Here is an 18,349-nt window from a genome sequence, read left to right as displayed (position 1 = left end):
ACGCCCGGCGGTACGTTGGGAGCATGGCTGCTCCCGTCTCCGACCTGTTCGACCCCGACGTCTGGACCACCGCTCCGATCGCGGAGCAGTTCACCGACATCACGTACCACAAGCACGTCTCCAAGGGCATCGTCCGGGTCGCCTTCGACCGTCCCGAGGTCCGCAACGCCTTCCGCCCGCGCACGGTCGACGAGCTCTACCGCGCCCTCGACGACGCCCGGCAGGACCCCCGTGTCGGCGTCGTGCTGCTCACCGGCAACGGCCCCAGCCCGAAGGACGGCGGGTGGGCGTTCTGCTCCGGCGGCGACCAGCGCATCCGGGGGCGGAGCGGCTACCAGTACGTCGGCGACGAGGGTGCACCGCCGGAGGGCGTCGACCCCGCGGCCGCCCAGGCGTCGATGGGGCGGCTGCACATCCTCGAGGTCCAGCGCCTGATCCGGATGATGCCCAAGGTCGTCATCGCGGTCGTCCCCGGCTGGGCTGCGGGCGGCGGGCACTCCCTGCACGCGATCTGCGACCTCACCATCGCCAGCGCCGAGCACGGGAAGTTCAAGCAGACCGATGCCGACGTCGGCTCGTTCGACGGCGGCTACGGGAGCGCCTACTACGCCAAGCAGATCGGGCAGAAGTTCGCCCGCGAGGTCTTCTTCCTCGCCCAGGAGTACTCCGCCCAGCGCGCGTACGAGATGGGGGCGGTGAACGCCGTGGTGCCGCACGCCGACCTGGAGCGTGAAGCGATCCGCTGGGGCGAGATCGTGCTCGGCAAGTCCCCGACGGCGATCCGGATGCTCAAGTACGCGTTCAACGCCGTGGACGACGGCATGGTCGGCCAGCAGGTGTTCGCGGGCGAGGCCACGCGGCTGGCCTACGGCACCGACGAGGCCGTCGAGGGTCGCGACTCGTTCCTCGAGAAGCGCGCTCCCGAGTGGACCGCGTTCCCCTGGCACTACTGATGCCCCGTCCGCTGGTCGCGACCGGCACGTCGGACCCGACGGCCGTGCTGCGCGGCCTGGAGGCAGCACTCGCCGGCGGCCCCGCACTGCTCCCCGTCGCCGAGGGGGCTCCTGCACTGCCGACGCCACCGCCGGCCGAGGTCCGTCAGGCGGTCGCCCTGGTGGTCGAGACGAGCGGGTCCACCGGCACGGGCAAGCGCGTGGCGCTCTCGTCCGAGGCGCTCCTCGCCGGTGCCGCCGCGGCCGACACGGCACTCGGTGGGCCCGGGCGCTGGGTGCTCGCCCTGCCGACGCACTACATCGCGGGCATCAACGTCCTGACCCGCTCGATCACCGCGGGCACCGACCCCGTCGTCGTGCCACCCGGGCACTTCGCGGCCGCCGCGTTCACCGAGGCGGCCGAACGGCTCGTCGTCGGTCCGGCCGCGCCCCGTCGCTACACCTCCCTGGTGCCGGTGCAGCTCGCACGAGTCCTCGACGACCCCGACGCCACGCGTGCGCTCGCCCGGTTCGACGCGGTGCTGGTCGGCGGGCAGGCCACCCCGGCGCCGCTCCGGCAGCGGGCGCTCGACGCCGGGGTCCGGATCGTGACGACGTACGGTGCGAGCGAGACGAGCGGTGGATGCGTGTACGACGGCGTCCCGTTCGGCACGGTGCGCACCGCGCTGGTCGACGGCGAGCTGCACCTGGCCGGGCCGATGCTCGCCGAGGGGTACCTCGACGACGACGCCCGCACGGCGTCGGCCTTCGTCGAGCGGGACGGGCTGCGCTGGTACCGGACCGGGGACACCGCGACCCTGTCCGACGGCGTGGTCCGCGTGCTCGGACGCCTCGACGACGTGGTGATCTCCGGCGGCGAGAAGGTCCAGCTCGGTGCGGTCGAACGGCTCGTCCGCGGGCTCCCCGGGCAGGAGAGCGCTGTCGTCGCCCGGCGCTCGGCGGGGGAGTGGGGCGAGGTCCCGGTCGTCGTCACCGAGCAGCCGCTCGACCTCGAGGCCGCGCGTACCCACGTCGGAGCCGCCCTGGGGCGTGCCGCCCGCCCCGCCGACGTGGTCCTGGTGGACCGGATCCCGATGCTGCCGTCGGGCAAACCCGACCGTCGGGCCGTGCAGGCGCTCGTCGACCCGGTCCGCTCGTCGGGACCGCGAGCCGCCGGGCGGTCGCATCGGCAATAAGATCGGTGCTCGTGGCACGAACGAAGAACTCGACGCAGAAGCAGGGCCGGTCCGGCAACCCGGCGAAGGCCGCTGCCCCCGCCCGCACCAAGCGGAAGGCGACCGCGCGCGACTGGATCGGCGGCGCACGCCTGCGCACCCTGACCCTCGGTGTCGTCCCGGTCGTGCTCGGCACCGCCGTCGCGTTCGTCGACAGCGGTGAGCCCGGCGACTTCGGCGACTACCTGGCGAAGGACGGCCACCTCGCGGTCGCGCTGCTCGCCCTGGCCGTGGCGCTGTTCCTGCAGATCGGCGTGAACTACAGCAACGACTACTCCGACGGGGTCCGCGGCACCGACCAGTACCGCGTCGGTCCGGCACGACTCACCGGAGCCGGCCTGGCCAAGCCCCGGACCGTGCTCACCGTCGCCCTGACGTTCTTCGGCCTGGCCGCGGTCGCCGGCCTGGTCATCGTGCTGCTCACCCAGCTGTGGTGGCTGCTGCTCGTGGGGGCCGCCGCCATCGTCGCCGCCTGGTTCTACACCGGTGGCAAGAAGCCGTACGGGTACAACGCCCTCGGCGAGGTGTTCGTCTTCGTCTTCTTCGGACTGGTCGCCGTGCTCGGCACCCAGTTCGTGCAGATCCGCGAGGTCACCGTCAACGGCTGGGCAGCCGCCGTCGCCGCCGGGTTCTTCGCCTGCGCGGTCCTGATGGTGAACAACATCCGCGACATCGACGAGGACCAGCTGGCGGGCAAGCGCACGCTCGCCGTGGTCGTCGGCCGTCCGGTGGCCCGCGTCCTCTTCGGCCTGTTCCTGATGCTGCCGTACGTCGTGCTGCTCTGGTTCGTGCTGCTGTACTTCCGCACGGGCTTCACGTACTTCTCGCTGCTGCTGGCCCTGCCGGCACTGGCGATCGGGGTGTCGTCACGGAAGCCCCGCGAGCTCATCACGGCCCTGCAGCTGTCGTCGTTCGCCTCGCTCGCCTTCGGCGTGGTGCTCGGGATCACCCTGGCCGTCCAGCCGTAGCCGTTCCGGCTGCTCGACCGGGCGGCCCCGCGCCCGGGTCAGTCGGCGTCGGTGTCCCGGCGCGCTCCGTGCCGGTCGGCGTCGGACACCGGACGGTCGGCCGGGGTGGCCGCGGCGTCGGAGTCGGCGGCGTCGACGAAGTCGTCCTCGAAGTCCGAGTCGGCGTCGCGCTCCGGGGTGCCGCGGCGGTTCGCCAGGCTCAGGGCCACCTGCGTGCGCAGTCCGGACAGGGCGATGTACGAGATGAGCAGGCCCACCAGGGCGGCCACGATCGTCGCCCAGTACCACGGCATCGGCGTCAGGAGCAGGAGGAGCACGAGCGCCACCACGAAGATGCCGAGCCGAGCCAGGGTGTACAGGAGCCACGCTTTCACACGGTGAGTCTACGGAAGCGCCGACCGGCAGGGGCATCACAGGGTCGCGACCTAGACTTCACCGCATGGTCCGCTTGTGGTTGATCGTCGCCGTGGCCGCCGTCGCCTTCACGGTGTACGCGGCCATCGACTGCGGCACGATGCCGCGTCAGCGCGTCCGTTCCCTGCGTCGCGGCGTGTGGCTCCTGCTCGTCATCGTCCTGCCCGTCCTCGGTGGCGTGCTCTGGTTCCTGCTCGGTCGCACCCCGGCGGCCGACCCCGGTGCGTCGGCCCGCTACCGTGGACCCGAAGACGACCCGGACTTCCTCGGCACCACGCCGGAGCCGGGCACCACCCTCACGGACAAGGACCAGGACGACGCGACCCTCCGAGACCTCGAAGACCAGTTCCACGAGCGCGACGACGACGGCCGCACCGATCGCTGACGGCCCCGTCGGTTCGGGCAGCCCGGCGACGGACACCGCGCTCGCCCTCCTGCAGGAACTCGTGCGTGCCGGCGTCACCGACGTCGTCGTGAGCCCCGGTTCGCGTTCCCAGGCACTCGCCCTCGCGGCGGTCGCCCTGGAACGCGCCGGTGGGCTGACCGTGCACGTGCGGTTGGACGAACGGACCGCCGGGTTCTTCGCACTCGGGCTCGCGGTCGAGACGCACCGGCCCGCAGCGGTGGTGACGACGTCGGGCACCGCGGTGGCGAACCTGCACCCCGCCGTGCTCGAGGCGCACCACTCCGGCGTGCCGATGATCGTGCTGAGCGCCGACCGTCCCGACGAACTGCGCGGCATCGGCAGCAACCAGACCACCGTCCAGCCGGGGATCTTCGGCCAGGCCGTCGCCTTCGTCCGCGACGTCGAGGCTCCGTCGGCGCACGGCGTCGACGCCTCGGTGCGCGACGCCCTGCGCACCCTCGCCCGACAGGCCGTCGCCGCCGCAGCGGGGCACACCGGGCAGCCCGGTCCCGCGCAGCTCAACGTCGCGTTCCGCGAGCCGCTGTCCGCCGGGCTCGCCCCGGAGCACGTCAGCCCCGTGCCGGACGACGAGGTCGACCTGGCGTTCGCCACCCGCCGGGCGCACACCGGTCTGCCGGTCGCCGAACTCACCCCGGATGACGAACCGGGCACCGTCGTCATCGCCGGGCACGACGCCGGCGAGGACGCCGAGCGGATCGCCTGGGAACTCGGCGCGCCGCTCCTCGCCGAGGTCTCGAGCGGCGCGCGCTTCGGCCGCAACCTGGTCGTGGCCTACCGCGAACTGCTGCGCGACCCGGACCACGGCGGTGCCGTCCGCCGGGCCGTCGTGCTCGGCCACCCGACCCTCAGCAGGGAGGTCCCCGCGCTCCTGCAGCGCGACGGGGTCGAGACGATCGTGGTCCGCGGACCGGCGGCCGACCCCTTCGACCCGGCCCGCGCCTCTCCCCACCGGCACGGCCCGGACGCCGCTGGCGCGTCGCCCGGGAACCGGCGGCGTGGGCCCAGCGAATCATTGACCACCTTCGTGTCCGACGTCCGCGTGACGGGGCGGACCCGGCCGGAGCACCGCGCGTGGGTCGGCCGCTGGGTCGGCTCCAGCCGGCGGATCCTGGGCGACGGCGACGCCGGCCCGGACCTCGACGCCAAGCGCTCCGCCGACCGCGCCGAGCGGAACAAGTTCCTGCGTGACGAGGTCGCGCTCCGTCGCCGACCCGTCGACCGCGCCATGCTCGCCGAGGCCGTCTGGGGCGTGACCTGGCCGCACGACCGGCTGGTCCTCGGGGCGTCGCAGCTCATCCGTGAAGCCGATGCCCGGGTGCTCGGCAAGAAGATCCGGGTGCACGCGAACCGCGGGCTCGCCGGCATCGACGGCACCGTCTCGACCGCGCTCGGCATCGCCGCGGCGCTCGAACAGTCCTCGGCCTCGGTGGGTACCACCCGCGTGCTCCTCGGCGACCTGACGCTGCTGCACGACCTCGGAGCGTTCGTCACCGGCACCGAAGAACGCACCCACCGGGTGCAGGTCGTCGTCGGCAACGACCACGGTGGCGCGATCTTCCGCGGGCTCGAGGTGGCGAAGACCACGCCGGAGGCCGACATGCGGCGGATGATGTCGACCCCGCAGCACGTCGACGTCGAGCGGGTCGTCACGGGCCTCGGGTGGGAGTACCGCCGGGCGGCGACGTGGGGTGACCTCGAGCGGGTGCTCACCGACCCCGCCGAGCGGGTCGTGATCGAGGTCCCGCTGGCGGACTGACCGGTCGCGCGGCTGCGCCCTGCGCGTGTCGCGCGGCTACGCGGCTGCGCGCCCGCGCGGGTCGCGCGGCTGCCTCAGGCCAGCGCGTCGGTGATCGGCCGGAACTTCAGGGCGGTCTCGGCGACCTCGCGCGCGGGCTCCGAACCGGCGACGATCCCGGCCCCCGCCCAGGCTCGGACGGTGCCGTCGTCGTCGATCCGGGCGCTGCGGAGGGCGAGCATCCACTCGCCGTCACCCGTCGCACTCATCCAGCCGACCGGCCCGGCGTAGCGGCCGCGGTCGACGCCCTCGAGCTCGGCGACCAACCGCACGGCCACGTCGGTCGGGGTGCCGGCGACCGCGGCCGTCGGGTGCAGGGCGTCGGCGACGTCCAGTGACGTGGTGTCGGGCGGCAGCGTGGCCTGCACGTCCGTCGCCAGGTGCCACAGGTTCGGCAGCTGCAGCCGGAACGGTTCGGCGTCGGCGCGCAGGTCCGTCGCGAGCGGGGCGAGGGCCGCGAGCAGACTGTCGATCGCGAAGGTGTGCTCCTCGACGTCCTTGGCGCTGCTGGCCAGGGCCTCGGCGGCGGCCCGGTCGGACACCTCGTCGGTGCCCCGGGCGGCGCTGCCGGCGAGCACCCGTGCGGTCAGCCGCGTGCCGTCGGTGCGGGCGAGGGTCTCGGGGGTGGCGCCGATCAGCCCGTCCACCGCGAAGGTCACGCACTGCGGGTAGGCGGCCGCGAGGTCGAGCAGGACCGCCCGTCGATCGGCTCCCGGCGGCAGCGTGCCGACGAGGTCGCGGGCGAGCACCACCTTGCGGGCGCTCCCGGCCACGATGCGGCGGACGGCCTCGGACACGTTGGCGGCGTAGGTGTCCTCGTCGATGTGCCCGGGACGCAGCGCCACGGAGACGTGCGGCCCGACGTGGGGGACCGGGACCGAGGTCCGGGTGAAGGCCAGGGGCTCCGCGCCGAGCGTCGTGTCGATCGCGGTCAGCCAGGCCTTGCCGCGACGCCGACCGAGGACCACCCGGGGCACGATGAGCACGCTCTCGTCGGCGGAGTCGTCGGCGAAGGCGAACGACCCGAACGCGACGAGCCCCGAACCGCGCAGCTGCACCGGGTCGTCGACGACGGCGGTCTCGACGACGCTGCGCCAGAGGGCTGCCGCGTCACGCATCCGGTCGGGGCCGGTGAACGTGAACCGGAGTGCCTCACCGATGCCGACGATGCCGTCGCCGTTCCGGACGAAGGCGAGGGGACGGTCGCGGAGCGTGTGGCGGAGGACGGCGCCCGGGTCGTCGAGGATCCGGGTCGAGACCGTCAGCGGGGGCGCCGCCGTGGTGGTTCGGGTCACGGCTCCGATGCTACGCGCCGATCCCGCACCGCCCGGGTGGCTGCGAGTCCGGTGAACGCTCGGTCGGGACCTCTAGGATTGATCGTGTGAGCAGAGCGGACCTGAACAAGCGCCCGGACGAGGTGGCGGCGATGTTCGACGACGTCGCGGCCAAGTACGACCTCACGAACGACATCCTGTCGGCGGGCAACGCCCCGCTGTGGCGTGTCGCCACGGTCCGCGCGGTCGACCCGCAGCCCGGCGAGAAGGTCCTCGACATCGCCGCGGGCACCGGGACCAGCGCGGCGGCCTTCGCCAAGAAGGGCGCTGAGGTCACCGCGCTCGACCTGTCCGCCGGCATGATCGCCGTCGGCCGTGAACGCCACCCCGAGATCACCTTCGTCGAGGGCGACGCCGAACAGCTGCCCTTCGACGACGACACGTTCGACGCCGTCACGATCTCGTTCGGGCTGCGCAACGTGAACGACCCGAAGCAGGCGCTCGCCGAGATGCTGCGCGTCCTGAAGCCCGGTGGCCGCGTCGTCATCTGTGAGTTCTCGACGCCGCCCCGCGCCCTGCTGCGCTTCGGCTACGGCACCTACCTGAAGCGCGTGCTCCCGGGCATCGCGCGGCTCTCGAGCAGCAACCCGGCCGCCTACCGCTACCTCGCCGAGTCGATCGACGCGTGGCCCGACCAGCAGGTGCTCACCCAGTGGCTCCGCGGTGTCGGCTTCTCGGTGGTCGCCTACCGCAACCTGACGGCCGGTATCGTCGCACTGCACCGTGGCCGCAAGCCCGTCGCCGACACGGTGCGCGAGTCCGCGGCGCGGCGTGCGAAGGCCCGCCGTGACCACCAGAACACCGGCGAGCAGCCGCGCGTCGACCCGGCCGCCTACTGACCGGTCACCACCCCCGAAGACGGAGCAGCACTTGAATCCGAGCGTCCCGGTCGCACGTCGCGCGCCGAGCCTGCGCGCATCGCTGGGCATCGGCGAGCGGTTGTTCGCCACGCCCGCCGACCGACGCTTCATCTCCGCGGTCGACGACGGGCTCGAACTCGTCGAGCAGGGGCTCGAGGATGCCATGCGTTCCACCGACACGCTCGCCGACACCACCAGCCGGTACCTGCTGTCCGCCGGTGGCAAGCGCATCCGCCCGACCCTGACCCTCCTCATCGCCCAGCTCGGTGACGGCGTGACCGACGCCGTGGTCAAGGCCGCGGTGAGCATCGAGACCACGCACCTGGCGTCGCTGTACCACGACGACGTCATGGACGAGGCACCCGTCCGCCGCGGGGTCCCCGCCGCGCAGATCACCTACGGCAACAACGTGGCGATCCTGACCGGTGACCTGCTCTTCGCCCGCGCCAGCCTGATCACGGCCGACCTCGGCACCGAGGGCATCCGGATGCAGGCCGAGACCTTCCAGCGCCTCTGCATGGGGCAGCTGCACGAGACGACGGGGCCGCAGCCGGACGACGACCCGCTCGAGCACTACATCCAGGTGCTCAGCGACAAGACCGGATCGCTCATCGCCACCGCGGCACGCGCCGGCGTGATGTTCTCCGGAGCCGACCGCGCCTACCTCGACGCCGTCGGTACGTTCGGCGAGAAGGTCGGCGTGGCCTTCCAGCTCGTCGACGACGTCATCGACCTCGCCCCGGCGACGGACAAGACCGGCAAGATCGCCGGCAACGACCTGCGCGCAGGCGTGGACACCCTGCCGGTCCTGCAGCTGCGCCGGATGGCCGCGACCGATCCGTCCGCGCAGCACCTGGTCGAGCGCATCGAGCGCGACGTCAACGGTGCGCCCGACGACGTGGTCGACTCCGCGCCGTACCAGTCGGCCGTCGCCGCGCTCCGCGAACACGAGGCGACCGCGGCGACCCGCGCCGTCGCCGTCGCCTGGGCTCGCGAAGCCGTCGCCGCCCTCGCCCCGCTCCCCGACGGCACCGTGAAACGGGCACTCACCCGCTTCGCGGACTCCGTGGTCGACCGAAGCCGCTGAACACCCCTCCCGACGCGCACGCCCACGGCGGCCCGGTCGGGAGGCCCCCGGGAACCCCCACCCGAACGAACTGGAGACGATCAGTGCCCACCCTCCGACTCGCCATCGTCGGCGCCGGCCCGGCCGGCATCTACGCCGCGGACATCCTGCTGCGCGAGGCGCACGGCTACGACGTGTCGATCGACCTGTTCGAGCAGCTCCCCGCGCCCTACGGTCTGGTCCGGTACGGCGTCGCCCCCGACCACCCGCGCATCAAGGGCATCATCAACGCCCTGCGTGACGTCCTCGACCGCGGGGTCGTCCGGCTGTTCGGCAACGTCCGCTACGGCGAGGACATCACCCTCGAGGACCTCAAGAAGCACTACAACGCGGTCGTGTTCTCGACCGGTGCGATCAAGGACGCCGACCTCGACATCCCCGGCGTCGACCTCGACGGCTCGTACGGCGCAGCCGAGTTCGTGAGCTGGTTCGACGGCCACCCCGACGTCCCGCGCACCTGGCCGCTGCAGGCCGAGAGCGTCGCGGTCATCGGTGTCGGCAACGTCGCCCTCGACGTCTCGCGCATCCTGGCGAAGCACGCCGAAGACCTGCTGCCGACCGAAATCCCCGCGAACGTGTACGAGGGCCTGAAGGCATCGCCGGTCACGGACGTGCACGTCTTCGGCCGCCGTGGTCCGGCGCAGGTGAAGTTCACGCCGCTCGAGCTCCGCGAGCTCGGCGAGGTCCGTGACGTCGACATGGTGGTCTACGACGAGGACTTCGACCACGACGAGGCGTCGAAGACCGCGATCGCGACGAACAAGCAGGTCATGGTGATCAACCGTGTCCTCGAGCAGTGGCGCACGCGCGAGGTCGGCCAGGCCAGCCGCCGGCTCCACCTGCACTTCTACGCGAAGCCGATCGAGTTCGTCGGCGACGAGCAGGGCAAGCTGACCGCCATCCGCTACGAGCGCACCCGTCCGAACGGCGAGGGCGGCGTCGAGGGCACCGGCGAGATCCGCGAGATCCCGATCCAGGCCGCCTACCGCGCGGTCGGGTACTTCGGTTCCCCGCTGCCCGGGGTGCCGTTCGACGAGCGGCACGGTGTCATCCCGAACCACGAGGGCCAGGTCCTCGACGACGACAACCAGCAGATCCCCGGGGTGTACGCCACCGGCTGGATCAAGCGCGGTCCGGTCGGGCTCATCGGACACACGAAGTCCGACGCGATGGAGACCGTGCAGCACATCGTCAACGACCAGGCGAGCTGGTGGACCCCGGAGGACCCGTCCGACGAGGCCATCCCGGCCCTGCTCCGTGAGCGCGGTGTCGAGTACACCGACCTCGAGGGTTGGCACCACCTCGACACCCACGAGCAGGCGCTCGGCGCGGTCGACGGGCGCGAGCGCATCAAGGTGGTGCCGCGCGACGAGATGATCGACGTCTCGCTCGGCCGCGTCGACACCCCGACCAGCTGACGACCATGACCGACACGCGCCCCGTCCCGCCCACCGCGGTGCGGGGCGCGTCCGCGTCGGGGTCACGGCTGCAGGCCGTCGACGTGGCCCGTGCGGTCGCGCTGCTCGGCATGATGGCCGCACACGTCGGCGGCATCGCGGAGCAGCTCGACTGGACCGACCCCGCCACCTGGACCGCCGTCGCCCACGGCCGCCCGTCCACGCTGTTCGCGGTCCTCGCCGGGGTCTCGATCGGCCTGACGAGCGGCCGTGTCGACCCGCCCGGCCCGCCCACCATCGGCCGCATCCGTGCCCGGCTCGCCATCCGCGCCGTGGTGGTCGTCGTCATCGGGTTCGCCCTGATGGCGCTCGACACCCCCGTGTACGTGATCCTGCCGACCTACGGGGTGCTGTTCCTGCTGGTGGTCCCGGTGCTCCGCGTCCGACCGGCGGCGCTGCTCGGCATCGCCGCGCTCTGCGCAGTGCTGTCGCCGCTCGCCGCGCTGACGATCGCGCCGGCCTACGCGGACGCCGGCATGATCGGCGTCCAGCTCGGCCTGGTCTACCCCGTGGTCACCTTCCTGGCGTACGTCCTGGTCGGTCTCGCGGTCGCCCGGGCCGGCCTGGAGGAACGTGGCCGGCAGGTTGCGCTCCTGGCGGCCGGCGCACTGGTCGCCACCACCGCGTACGTCGCCGGTTCGGTCCTCGCCCCGCTTCCGGACGACGCGGCCCTGGCGTTCCCCGGGGTCCCGTACGCGGGCGAGGGCTCGACCCCCGGCCAGGCCCTCGCACAGCTGTTCCTGTCCCCGCGTGACCACTCGTCGTCAGTCGTCGACGTGGTGGGGACGGCCGGGGTGGCGGTCGCCGTGATCGCCCTGTGCCTGCTCGTGTTCGACGGCCGCGGGCGTGTCGCCGAGCGGATCGCGTTCCCCCTGGCCGCGGTCGGCTCGATGCCGCTGACGGTGTACTCGGGGCACCTCGTGGTCATCGCGATGCTGCCGACCTCCCCCGAGTCGGTCGAGGCCTGGGGCTGGTTCGCCCTCGGCTCGGTGGTCTTCGCGATGCTGTGGCGGCGGTTCCTGGGTCGCGGCCCGCTCGAGCGGGTGGTGGGGGCCCTGGTGTCCCTCGTCCCGATGCGCTGAGCGCACCTGGCGGAGCCGCACCGGGCCTCCAGGCGGCTACTGCAACGCCGCCGTGAGCCGCGCGACGTTGTCGAGCACCTTGGACCGGCGCGGACGGTCGAACCACTCGTCGAGCGTGAGCTCGAAGCTGTGCTCCTTGTACGCTTCCTGCACCTCGCGCAGGGCGTCGACGAAGCGGTGCCCGCGCACCATCACGGAGACCTCGAGGTTCAGGCTGAACGAGCGCATGTCCATGTTGCTCGACCCGATCACCGACACCTCGTCGTCGATCGTGAAGTGCTTCGCGTGCAGGATCGTCGGCGCGCGGTACAGCCAGATCCGCACACCGGCGCGGAGCAGTCCTTCGTAGTAGGAGCGCTGCGCGTGCCAGGTCATCGCGTGGTCGCCCATCTCGCCGACGAACAGCTCGACGTCGACCCCGCGCTGCGCCGTCGTGGTGATGGCGTAGAGCATCGAGTCGTCCGGCACGAAGTACGGCGACGTGATCGAGACCTTCTGCTGTGCCGAGTAGAGCAGCGCGTTGAACAGGCGCAGGTTGTTCTCGCCGTCGAAGCCCGGGCCGGACGGCACCACCTGGCAGTCGAGCGCGTCGCCGCGGTCGGCCCGCTGGACGGGGTCGCTCTCGCGCAGCAGAAGCTCGTCGGTCTCGCTGTACCAGTCGGTGACGAACAGGGCGTTGAGCCCCGCGACGACCGGTCCCTCGAACCGGGCGAACAGGTCCTTGTAGACCATGCCCTTCTCGACGTGCGACTTGATGTCGTACGACGCGTCGATCAGGTTCTGCGAGCCGGTGAACGCGACCGAGCCGTCGATCACCATGATCTTCCGGTGGTTGCGGAGGTCGGGGCGCTGGAACTTCCCCTGCAGCGGGAGGAGGGGCAGCATGAGGTGCCACTCGATGCCCGCCTGGTCCATGAACGACAGGGTGTCCTTGTAGCCCGGGTACCCGCGGCTGGCCCAGTGGTCGAGCAGGAACCGCACGGTCACCCCACGGGCCTGCGCCCGCGCGAGCGCCTCGAAGAACGGGCGCGTGGTGTCGTCGAGCGTCGCGATGTAGAACTCGACGTGCACGAACCGGCGGGACTGGTCGATCGCCCGGGTCATCTCGGCGATGGACTCCTCGGAGTCGGGGTAGAGCTCCGCGGAGTTGCCGCCGACCAACGGCATCGCGCCGAGTTCGCGGTTCAGCCGCGTGACGCTCTCGAGCCACGCGGGCCACGGGTGGTCGCGCCGGACCCGCTCGATGCCCTCGGTCTGCTCGAGGATGTACGCGTTGATCTCGGTCTGCTTCTCGCGACGGGCGCGGGGGAGCTTCGTCGACCCGATGACCAGGAAGACGATGAAGCCGATGTAGGGGATGAGGAAGATCGCGAGCAGCCACGCCGTCGCGGTCTGCGGCTTCCGGTTGATCGGGACGTAGATGATCGAGAAGACGCGGATCGCCAGGTCCAGCAGGACGAGCAGGACGGTGATGACGACGCTGAGCCAGTGCTCCACGGGGTGTCGGGTGTCGTTCGCAGGGGCCGCGGGTCAGCGGAAGTTGATGAACTGCAACGGGACGTCGAACTCTTCACCCTTGAGGAGCTGGATCGTGTTCTGCAGGTCGTCACGGCTCTTCGACGAGACGCGGAGCTCGTCACCCTGGATCTGGCTCTTCACCGTCTTCGGGGCGTTGGCCCGCAGGAACGCGCCGATCTTCTTCGCCACGTCCTGCTCGATGCCGTTCTTGAACTTCACCTCGATGCGGTACTCCTTGCCCGAGGGGTACGGGTCGCCGGCGTCGAGGCTCTTCAGGCTGATGTTCCGCTTGATCGCCTTGCTCTGCAGCACGTCGAGGACCGCCTTGGCGCGCTCTTCCGAGTTCGCCTTGATCAGGACGTCCTCGCCGCTGAACGCGACCGAGGCGTCGGCGCCCTTGAAGTCGTACCGCTGCTCGATCTCCTTGGCCGCCTGGTTGAGGGCGTTCTCCGCCTCCATCTTGTCGACCTTGCTGACCACGTCGAAGGAACTGTCTGCCATGCGGAACAGCCTAACGGCGGACGGGAGGCCCGGTTCCGGTCGCGCGGATCGGCTCGCTGTGGTCACGACCACCGTCAGCCATCCGCTATGCTTTTGTGCGCGCCTTCGGTTGGTGATCACACCGGCTGGGTGCGCATGGCAAGTTACCCAAGCGGCCAAAGGGATCTGACTGTAAATCAGCCGGCGTAGCCTTCGGGGGTTCGAATCCCTCACTTGCCACCATCTGATCGGCCCCGTCCACTGCGGACGGGGCCGATGGTGTTTCCGGGAGGATGGGTGCATGGCATCCGACCCCACACCGTCCCAGTTCGCCGACCTCGCCGAGTCGATCGCCCGTGACGCAGCGGCGCTGGCCGCACGTCGCCGCGCCGAGGGGGTCGAGGTCGCGGACCGGAAGTCGAGCATCGTCGACGTGGTCACGGCCGCCGACCGCGAGGTCGAGGCGCTCATCCGCGCCCGCATCGCCGAGGCCCGCCCCGACGACGCCTTCCACGGCGAGGAGTCCGGGTCGGCCTCCGGTGCCTCGGGCATCACCTGGGTGGTGGACCCGATCGACGGCACGGTCAACTACCTGTACGGCAGCGCCGAGTACGGCGTGAGCATCGGCGTCGTGCGCGGCGCACCCGACCCGATGACCTGGGAGCCGATCGCGGGCGTCGTCGTGGCGCCGGCGACGGGCACCGTCTTCCGCGCGGCCGTCGGCCAGGGCGCGACTCGTGACGGGGAACCGTTGTCCGTCGCCGCGCCCGGTTCGCTCGCCGAGACGCTCGTCGCCACCGGGTTCGGGTACACGGCCGACCGTCGCCGGGAGCAGGTCGCGGTGCTGGCCGGACTCATCGGCGAGGTACGGGACATCCGCCGCGGGGGAGCGGCGTCGCTCGACTGCTGCGCCGTCGGGGCGGGCGTGGTGGACGCGTACTACGAGCGCGGGATCAACCCGTGGGACATGGCCGGCGGCGCCCTCGTCGCGCAGGAGGCCGGCGCGGCCATCCGCATCTGGGAGGCCGGAGGGACGCGCTCCTTCCTGTTCGCGAGCCCCGCCGTCGCCGACGAACTCGAGGCCCTGGTGCGCGGTCTCGAGGCCGGTGCGCTCGGAGCCGTGCGGGCCTGACGACGTGCCGATCCCCGGGTCCGGGGGTGCCGGGCGGACCTGACCACGACTGGCGACCTGCGACCTCGCCTGCTAGCGTGCTCAGGTCCCGTTATCTGCTCGTTACCAACGAGTGAGCCCTTCTCTGATCAGGATCGCCACCGCACGCATGCCCCGTACTCCTCTGTCGTCCGCTCCCACCGACGGTTCCGTCGACGCCGCCACCCCGGTCGTCCACCAGACCCGACGCGCTCGGATCGAGGCGGAGCGAGCCGCGGCGAAGGGCACGGTCGTGGCGCAGGAGGGACAGGGCTCGACGGGTCCGAGCTTCGACGACGTGATCGGTGCGGTCACGCCGGGAACCCCCGCGGCCCCCGTGTCGCCGATCGACCTCGCACCGGCATCGCCCGTGCGCCCGGCCTCCCCAATCGTGACGCCGCCGGCCCCCACCTCGCCCGTCGTGCACGCCCAGCGGGTGGCTCCCGTTGCCGCCGCTGCCTCGGCGTCGCAGCCGCGTCGTGTCACGGGGCAGGTCCCCGCATCGCGCCGCCGCAGCAGCCGTCCGGCCACGAAGACCCCGGTCGACCGCGCGACCCGTCACATCCGGTCCACGGCCGCCACGACCCCCGCAGCAGTGCGGTCCCCGAAGCAGGGCGCGTCGTTCCGCCGTGCTGCCTCGCGCGTGACCGCGGTCGGCGCACTGCTCTTCGCAGCAGGCCTCGTCGTCTCGACCTCCCTGCCGGCGCAGGCGCTCTGGGTCCCGGCGTCCGGCTCGACCGCGGCCCGTGCCACCGTCGACGGCGCCACGCAGTCGATGCAGGTCGGTGCCTCGGCCGACGGATCGACCGCCCGTGACCAGTACACGGTGTCCGACGCCACGCAGTACGCGAACGTCGACTCCTCGACCTTCACGAACGACCCGACCGGCACCATCCAGTGGCCGTTCCTGACCGGCGTCCCGATCACCTCGGGCTTCGGTGGACGCCAGGTCGCCGGGTGCTCGTTCTGCTCGACGAACCACATGGGCATCGACTTCGCCCCGGGCGAGGGCACCCCGATCGGCGTCATCGCCGCCGGCACCGTGATCAAGGTGCAGGCGAACGACGGCGGCTTCGGCAACGACGTCTGGGTCGAGCACGACGTGGACGGCAAGCAGTTCGTCAGCGTCTACGGCCACATGGAGGACAACTCCTTCAAGGTCGTCACCGGCCAGCACGTCGAGGTCGGCGACATCCTCGGTCTCGTCGGCAGCACGGGCAACTCCACGGGCCCGCACCTGCACCTCGAGGTGCACGTCGACGGGGTCCCGGTGGACCCGCTGGCGTGGCTCAAGACCAACGCGAACTAGCGGCCCACGACGCGGCACGCCCGGGCGTCTCGTCCGGTTCCGGAGCAGCGTCGGAGGTCTGCTATCCTCGTGTGGTGCCGTTCGCGGCACATCGCCCCGATAGCTCAGTGGTAGAGCACCTCCATGGTAAGGAGGGGGTCGTCAGTTCAATCCTGACTCGGGGCTCCGACCCGGTGCGCGTGCCGCTCCGGATCTCTGGCGGGGTAGCTCAGTTGGTTAGAGCACACGACTCATAATCGTGGGGTCGCGGGTTCAAGTCCCGCCCTCGCTACACGCAAGGCCCTCTCGTCCAGGATCCCCTGGGTCAGGGGGCCTTCTCTGTTGCCGGCCCTACTTCGATTCTCGGGGCCCACCCGCCGCGCGTTCAGTCCGCCACCTGCACATCGACCGCGACGTTCTCCTGCGCGGCGAACTGGGTGCGGTGCAGCTCCTCGTACCGGCCACCCGCGGCCAGCAGTTCGTCGTGCGTGCCGCGCTCCACGATCGATCCGTCCTCGACCACCAGGATCATGTCCGCGCTGCGGATCGTGGAGAGCCGGTGCGCGATCACCATCGCCGTCCGCCCCTCGAGCGCCTCGCCGAGCGCAGCCTGCACCGCCGCCTCGGACGTCGAGTCGAGTGCCGCCGTCGCCTCGTCGAGGATGACGACGCGCGGCTGGGCGAGCAGGAGCCGGGCGATCGTCATCCGCTGGCGCTCGCCCCCGGACAGCCGGTAGCCGCGTTCGCCCACCATGGTGTCCAACTGGTCGGGGAGGGACCGGATGAGCGGCTCGAGCCGCGCACGGCGGACGGCGTCCCACACCTCGTCGTCGGACGCCTCGGGCCGTGCGAAGCGCAGGTTGGAACGGATGGTCTCGTGGAACAGGTGGCCGTCCTGCGTCACCATGCCGAGGGTGTGCCGCATCGAGGCGAACGTGACGTCGCGGACGTCCGTCCCGGCCAGGCGCACCGCGCCGCTGTCGACGTCGTACAGGCGCGCGAGCAGCTGTGCGACCGTGGACTTGCCGGCCCCGGACGAGCCGACCAGGGCGACGGTCTGCCCCGGCTCGATCCGGAAGGACAGTCCGTGCAGCACCTCCTCGCCGCCGCGGGTGTCGAGCGTGGCGACCTCCTCGAGCGAGGCGAGGGACACCTTGTCGGCAGACGGGTAGGCGAACCGGACGTCGTCGAACTCGACGGAGACGGGGCCGTCGGCGATGGTCACCGCGTCGGGCTGCTCCCGGATGAGCGGTTCGAGGTCGAGCACCTCGAAGACGCGCTCGAAGCTGACCACGGCGCTCATGATCTCCACCCGCGCGTTCGCCAGGCTCGTCAGCGGGGCGTACAGCCGGGTGAGGAGGAGTGCCAGGGTGACGACCTCGCCGGTGTCCAGCCGGCCGGCGAGCGCGAGGAAGCCGCCGAGCCCGTAGACGAGCGCCAGGGCGAGCGCGGAGACGAGCATCAGCGCGGTGAAGAAGACGAACTGCAGCATCGCGGTCCGGACACCGATGTCGCGGACCCGGGCGGCACGGACGCGGAACTCCTCGGCTTCCTCGTCGGGTCGGCCGAACAGCTTGACGAGGGTGGCGCCGGGAGCCGAGAAGCGCTCGGTCATCTGCGTGCTCATCGCGGAGTTGTGGTCGGCGGCCTCGCGGCGCAGGGCGGCCAGGCGGCTGCCCATCCGGCGTGCGGGCACCAGGAAGACCGGGAGCATGACGACGGCGAGGACCGTCACGAGCCACGAGGTGCTGAGCATGACGATCAGGGTGAGGACCAGCGCCACGAGGTTCGTGACCACGCCGGACAGCGTGCCGCTGAAGGCCTGCTGGGCGCCGATCACGTCGTTGTTGAGGCGGCTCACGAGCGCACCGGTCCGGGTGCGGGTGAAGAACGCGATGGGCATCTTCTGCACGTGGTCGAAGACGGCGGTGCGGAGGTCCAGGATCACGCCCTCGCCGATCCGCGCCGAGTACCACCGCGTCGTCAGCGACACGGCGGCGTCGGCCACGGCCACCAGGGCGATGACCACGGCCAGCCGGACGATCGTCGAGACCTCTCCGCGGGCGACGATGACGTCGACCACCTGACCGGCGAGGACCGGCGTCGCGACCGCGAGGAAGGCGCCGACGACGGACAGACCGATGAACACCAGCAGCTTCGCCCGGTACGGCACCGCGAACGTCAGGATCCGTCGGACGGATGCGCGGGAGAACCCGTGCTTGCCGCCCTGCGCGGACGAGATCTTGTACAGCGAGCTCCAGGCTGCGCTCTCCATGCTCATGG

General features: G+C 71.8%; 16 protein-coding genes and 3 tRNA genes. 14 read left to right on the top strand and 5 right to left on the bottom strand.

Annotation, left to right across the window (positions count from 1 at the left end):
• Positions 1-23 precede the first annotated feature (23 nt).
• From ORG17_RS12190 to ORG17_RS12180, 3 genes are read left to right on the top strand one after another with little or no spacing between them, the layout of a single operon-like run.
• On the top strand, positions 24-953 hold the full coding sequence (locus ORG17_RS12190; protein ID WP_071406303.1) for a 1,4-dihydroxy-2-naphthoyl-CoA synthase: 930 nt from the start codon (positions 24-26) through the stop codon (positions 951-953).
• Entirely contained in the window at positions 953-2,128 is a 1,176-nt protein-coding gene (locus ORG17_RS12185; protein WP_214526017.1) for an AMP-binding protein, read from the top strand. The genes ORG17_RS12190 and ORG17_RS12185 overlap by 1 nt, the downstream gene beginning before the upstream one ends.
• Positions 2,129-2,133: 5 nt before the next feature.
• Complete coding sequence (locus ORG17_RS12180) at positions 2,134-3,135, top strand: 1,4-dihydroxy-2-naphthoate polyprenyltransferase (RefSeq protein WP_027466351.1); 1,002 nt, start codon at positions 2,134-2,136, stop codon at positions 3,133-3,135.
• A 38-nt stretch (positions 3,136-3,173) separates the two neighbouring features.
• On the opposite strand, the gene ORG17_RS12175 is transcribed toward ORG17_RS12180, so the two are convergent.
• Positions 3,174-3,509 (bottom strand): DUF4229 domain-containing protein, encoded by a 336-nt coding sequence (locus tag ORG17_RS12175; RefSeq protein WP_214526016.1) that lies wholly within the window; start codon positions 3,507-3,509, stop codon positions 3,174-3,176.
• Positions 3,510-3,574: 65 nt separating this feature from the next.
• On the opposite strand from ORG17_RS12175, the gene ORG17_RS12170 reads away from it, so the two are divergent.
• The gene (locus tag ORG17_RS12170; protein ID WP_111056182.1) at positions 3,575-3,934 is read left to right on the top strand and encodes a PLDc N-terminal domain-containing protein; all 360 of its coding nucleotides are present in this window, start codon (positions 3,575-3,577) and stop codon (positions 3,932-3,934) included.
• On the top strand, positions 3,927-5,732 hold the full coding sequence (menD, locus tag ORG17_RS12165) for a 2-succinyl-5-enolpyruvyl-6-hydroxy-3-cyclohexene-1-carboxylic-acid synthase (RefSeq protein ID WP_214526050.1): 1,806 nt from the start codon (positions 3,927-3,929) through the stop codon (positions 5,730-5,732). The genes ORG17_RS12170 and menD overlap by 8 nt, the downstream gene beginning before the upstream one ends.
• A 74-nt stretch (positions 5,733-5,806) precedes the next feature.
• Here the strand turns inward: menD and ORG17_RS12160 are convergent, their stop codons facing one another.
• Positions 5,807-7,066 (bottom strand): isochorismate synthase, encoded by a 1,260-nt coding sequence (locus ORG17_RS12160; RefSeq protein WP_214524733.1) that lies wholly within the window; start codon positions 7,064-7,066, stop codon positions 5,807-5,809.
• 86 nt (positions 7,067-7,152) lie between these two features.
• Here ORG17_RS12160 and ORG17_RS12155 point away from each other — a divergent pair, with 86 nt between their 5' ends.
• The 4 genes from ORG17_RS12155 (at position 7,153) to ORG17_RS12140 (ending at position 11,630) form a co-directional block, all read left to right on the top strand.
• On the top strand, positions 7,153-7,944 hold the full coding sequence (locus ORG17_RS12155; protein ID WP_214526015.1) for a demethylmenaquinone methyltransferase: 792 nt from the start codon (positions 7,153-7,155) through the stop codon (positions 7,942-7,944).
• A 31-nt stretch (positions 7,945-7,975) separates the two neighbouring features.
• On the top strand, positions 7,976-9,052 hold the full coding sequence (locus ORG17_RS12150; RefSeq protein WP_027466355.1) for a polyprenyl synthetase family protein: 1,077 nt from the start codon (positions 7,976-7,978) through the stop codon (positions 9,050-9,052).
• A gap of 83 nt (positions 9,053-9,135) precedes the next feature.
• Positions 9,136-10,509 carry an FAD-dependent oxidoreductase gene (locus tag ORG17_RS12145; protein ID WP_214526014.1) on the top strand — a complete coding sequence of 458 codons (1,374 nt, stop codon included), beginning with the start codon at positions 9,136-9,138 and terminating at the stop codon, positions 10,507-10,509.
• A gap of 5 nt (positions 10,510-10,514) precedes the next feature.
• Positions 10,515-11,630 (top strand): heparan-alpha-glucosaminide N-acetyltransferase domain-containing protein, encoded by a 1,116-nt coding sequence (locus ORG17_RS12140; RefSeq protein ID WP_214526013.1) that lies wholly within the window; start codon positions 10,515-10,517, stop codon positions 11,628-11,630.
• A gap of 36 nt (positions 11,631-11,666) precedes the next feature.
• On the opposite strand, the gene cls is transcribed toward ORG17_RS12140, so the two are convergent.
• Entirely contained in the window at positions 11,667-13,127 is a 1,461-nt protein-coding gene (gene cls / locus ORG17_RS12135; RefSeq protein WP_071247396.1) for a cardiolipin synthase, read from the bottom strand.
• Between the two features lie 33 nt (positions 13,128-13,160).
• A complete protein-coding gene (locus ORG17_RS12130; protein WP_017888627.1) occupies positions 13,161-13,649 on the bottom strand; it encodes a YajQ family cyclic di-GMP-binding protein in 489 nt (162 codons plus the stop codon).
• A gap of 137 nt (positions 13,650-13,786) precedes the next feature.
• On the opposite strand from ORG17_RS12130, the gene ORG17_RS12125 reads away from it, so the two are divergent.
• The 5 genes from ORG17_RS12125 to ORG17_RS12105 all read left to right on the top strand — a co-directional run bounded on the left by ORG17_RS12125 (position 13,787) and on the right by ORG17_RS12105 (position 16,358).
• A tRNA-Tyr gene (locus tag ORG17_RS12125) sits at positions 13,787-13,871 on the top strand.
• A gap of 58 nt (positions 13,872-13,929) precedes the next feature.
• On the top strand, positions 13,930-14,760 hold the full coding sequence (locus ORG17_RS12120) for an inositol monophosphatase family protein (RefSeq protein WP_111056178.1): 831 nt from the start codon (positions 13,930-13,932) through the stop codon (positions 14,758-14,760).
• A 148-nt stretch (positions 14,761-14,908) separates the two neighbouring features.
• Positions 14,909-16,087 carry a peptidoglycan DD-metalloendopeptidase family protein gene (locus tag ORG17_RS12115; protein WP_214526012.1) on the top strand — a complete coding sequence of 393 codons (1,179 nt, stop codon included), beginning with the start codon at positions 14,909-14,911 and terminating at the stop codon, positions 16,085-16,087.
• A 93-nt stretch (positions 16,088-16,180) separates the two neighbouring features.
• Positions 16,181-16,252: transfer RNA gene (locus tag ORG17_RS12110), tRNA-Thr, on the top strand.
• Positions 16,253-16,284: 32 nt separating this feature from the next.
• Positions 16,285-16,358 (top strand) — tRNA-Met (locus ORG17_RS12105).
• 93 nt (positions 16,359-16,451) lie between these two features.
• On the opposite strand, the gene ORG17_RS12100 is transcribed toward ORG17_RS12105, so the two are convergent.
• Positions 16,452-18,347 (bottom strand): ABC transporter ATP-binding protein, encoded by a 1,896-nt coding sequence (locus tag ORG17_RS12100; protein WP_214526011.1) that lies wholly within the window; start codon positions 18,345-18,347, stop codon positions 16,452-16,454.
• Positions 18,348-18,349: the final 2 nt, after the last annotated feature.

The sequence above is a fragment of the Curtobacterium flaccumfaciens pv. betae genome, from assembly GCF_026241855.1.
Taxonomy (GTDB): Bacteria; Actinomycetota; Actinomycetes; order Actinomycetales; family Microbacteriaceae; genus Curtobacterium; species Curtobacterium flaccumfaciens.
The sequence above is the reverse complement of the archived record's forward strand: the minus strand, read 5'-3'. Positions and strand labels throughout refer to the sequence as shown.

Bases quoted from the DNA above. Each gene is read 5' to 3' on its own strand.
- ORG17_RS12120 (WP_111056178.1), top strand. From the start codon at position 13,930: ATGGCATCCGACCCCACACCGTCCCAGTTCGCCGACCTCGCCGAGTCG.
- ORG17_RS12115 (WP_214526012.1), top strand. From the start codon at position 14,909: ATGCCCCGTACTCCTCTGTCGTCCGCTCCCACCGACGGTTCCGTCGAC.
- ORG17_RS12190 (WP_071406303.1), top strand. From the start codon at position 24: ATGGCTGCTCCCGTCTCCGACCTGTTCGACCCCGACGTCTGGACCACC.
- ORG17_RS12140 (WP_214526013.1), top strand. From the start codon at position 10,515: ATGACCGACACGCGCCCCGTCCCGCCCACCGCGGTGCGGGGCGCGTCC.
- ORG17_RS12100 (WP_214526011.1), bottom strand. From the start codon at position 18,347: ATGAGCATGGAGAGCGCAGCCTGGAGCTCGCTGTACAAGATCTCGTCC.
- ORG17_RS12130 (WP_017888627.1), bottom strand. From the start codon at position 13,649: ATGGCAGACAGTTCCTTCGACGTGGTCAGCAAGGTCGACAAGATGGAG.
- ORG17_RS12170 (WP_111056182.1), top strand. From the start codon at position 3,575: ATGGTCCGCTTGTGGTTGATCGTCGCCGTGGCCGCCGTCGCCTTCACG.
- ORG17_RS12185 (WP_214526017.1), top strand. From the start codon at position 953: ATGCCCCGTCCGCTGGTCGCGACCGGCACGTCGGACCCGACGGCCGTG.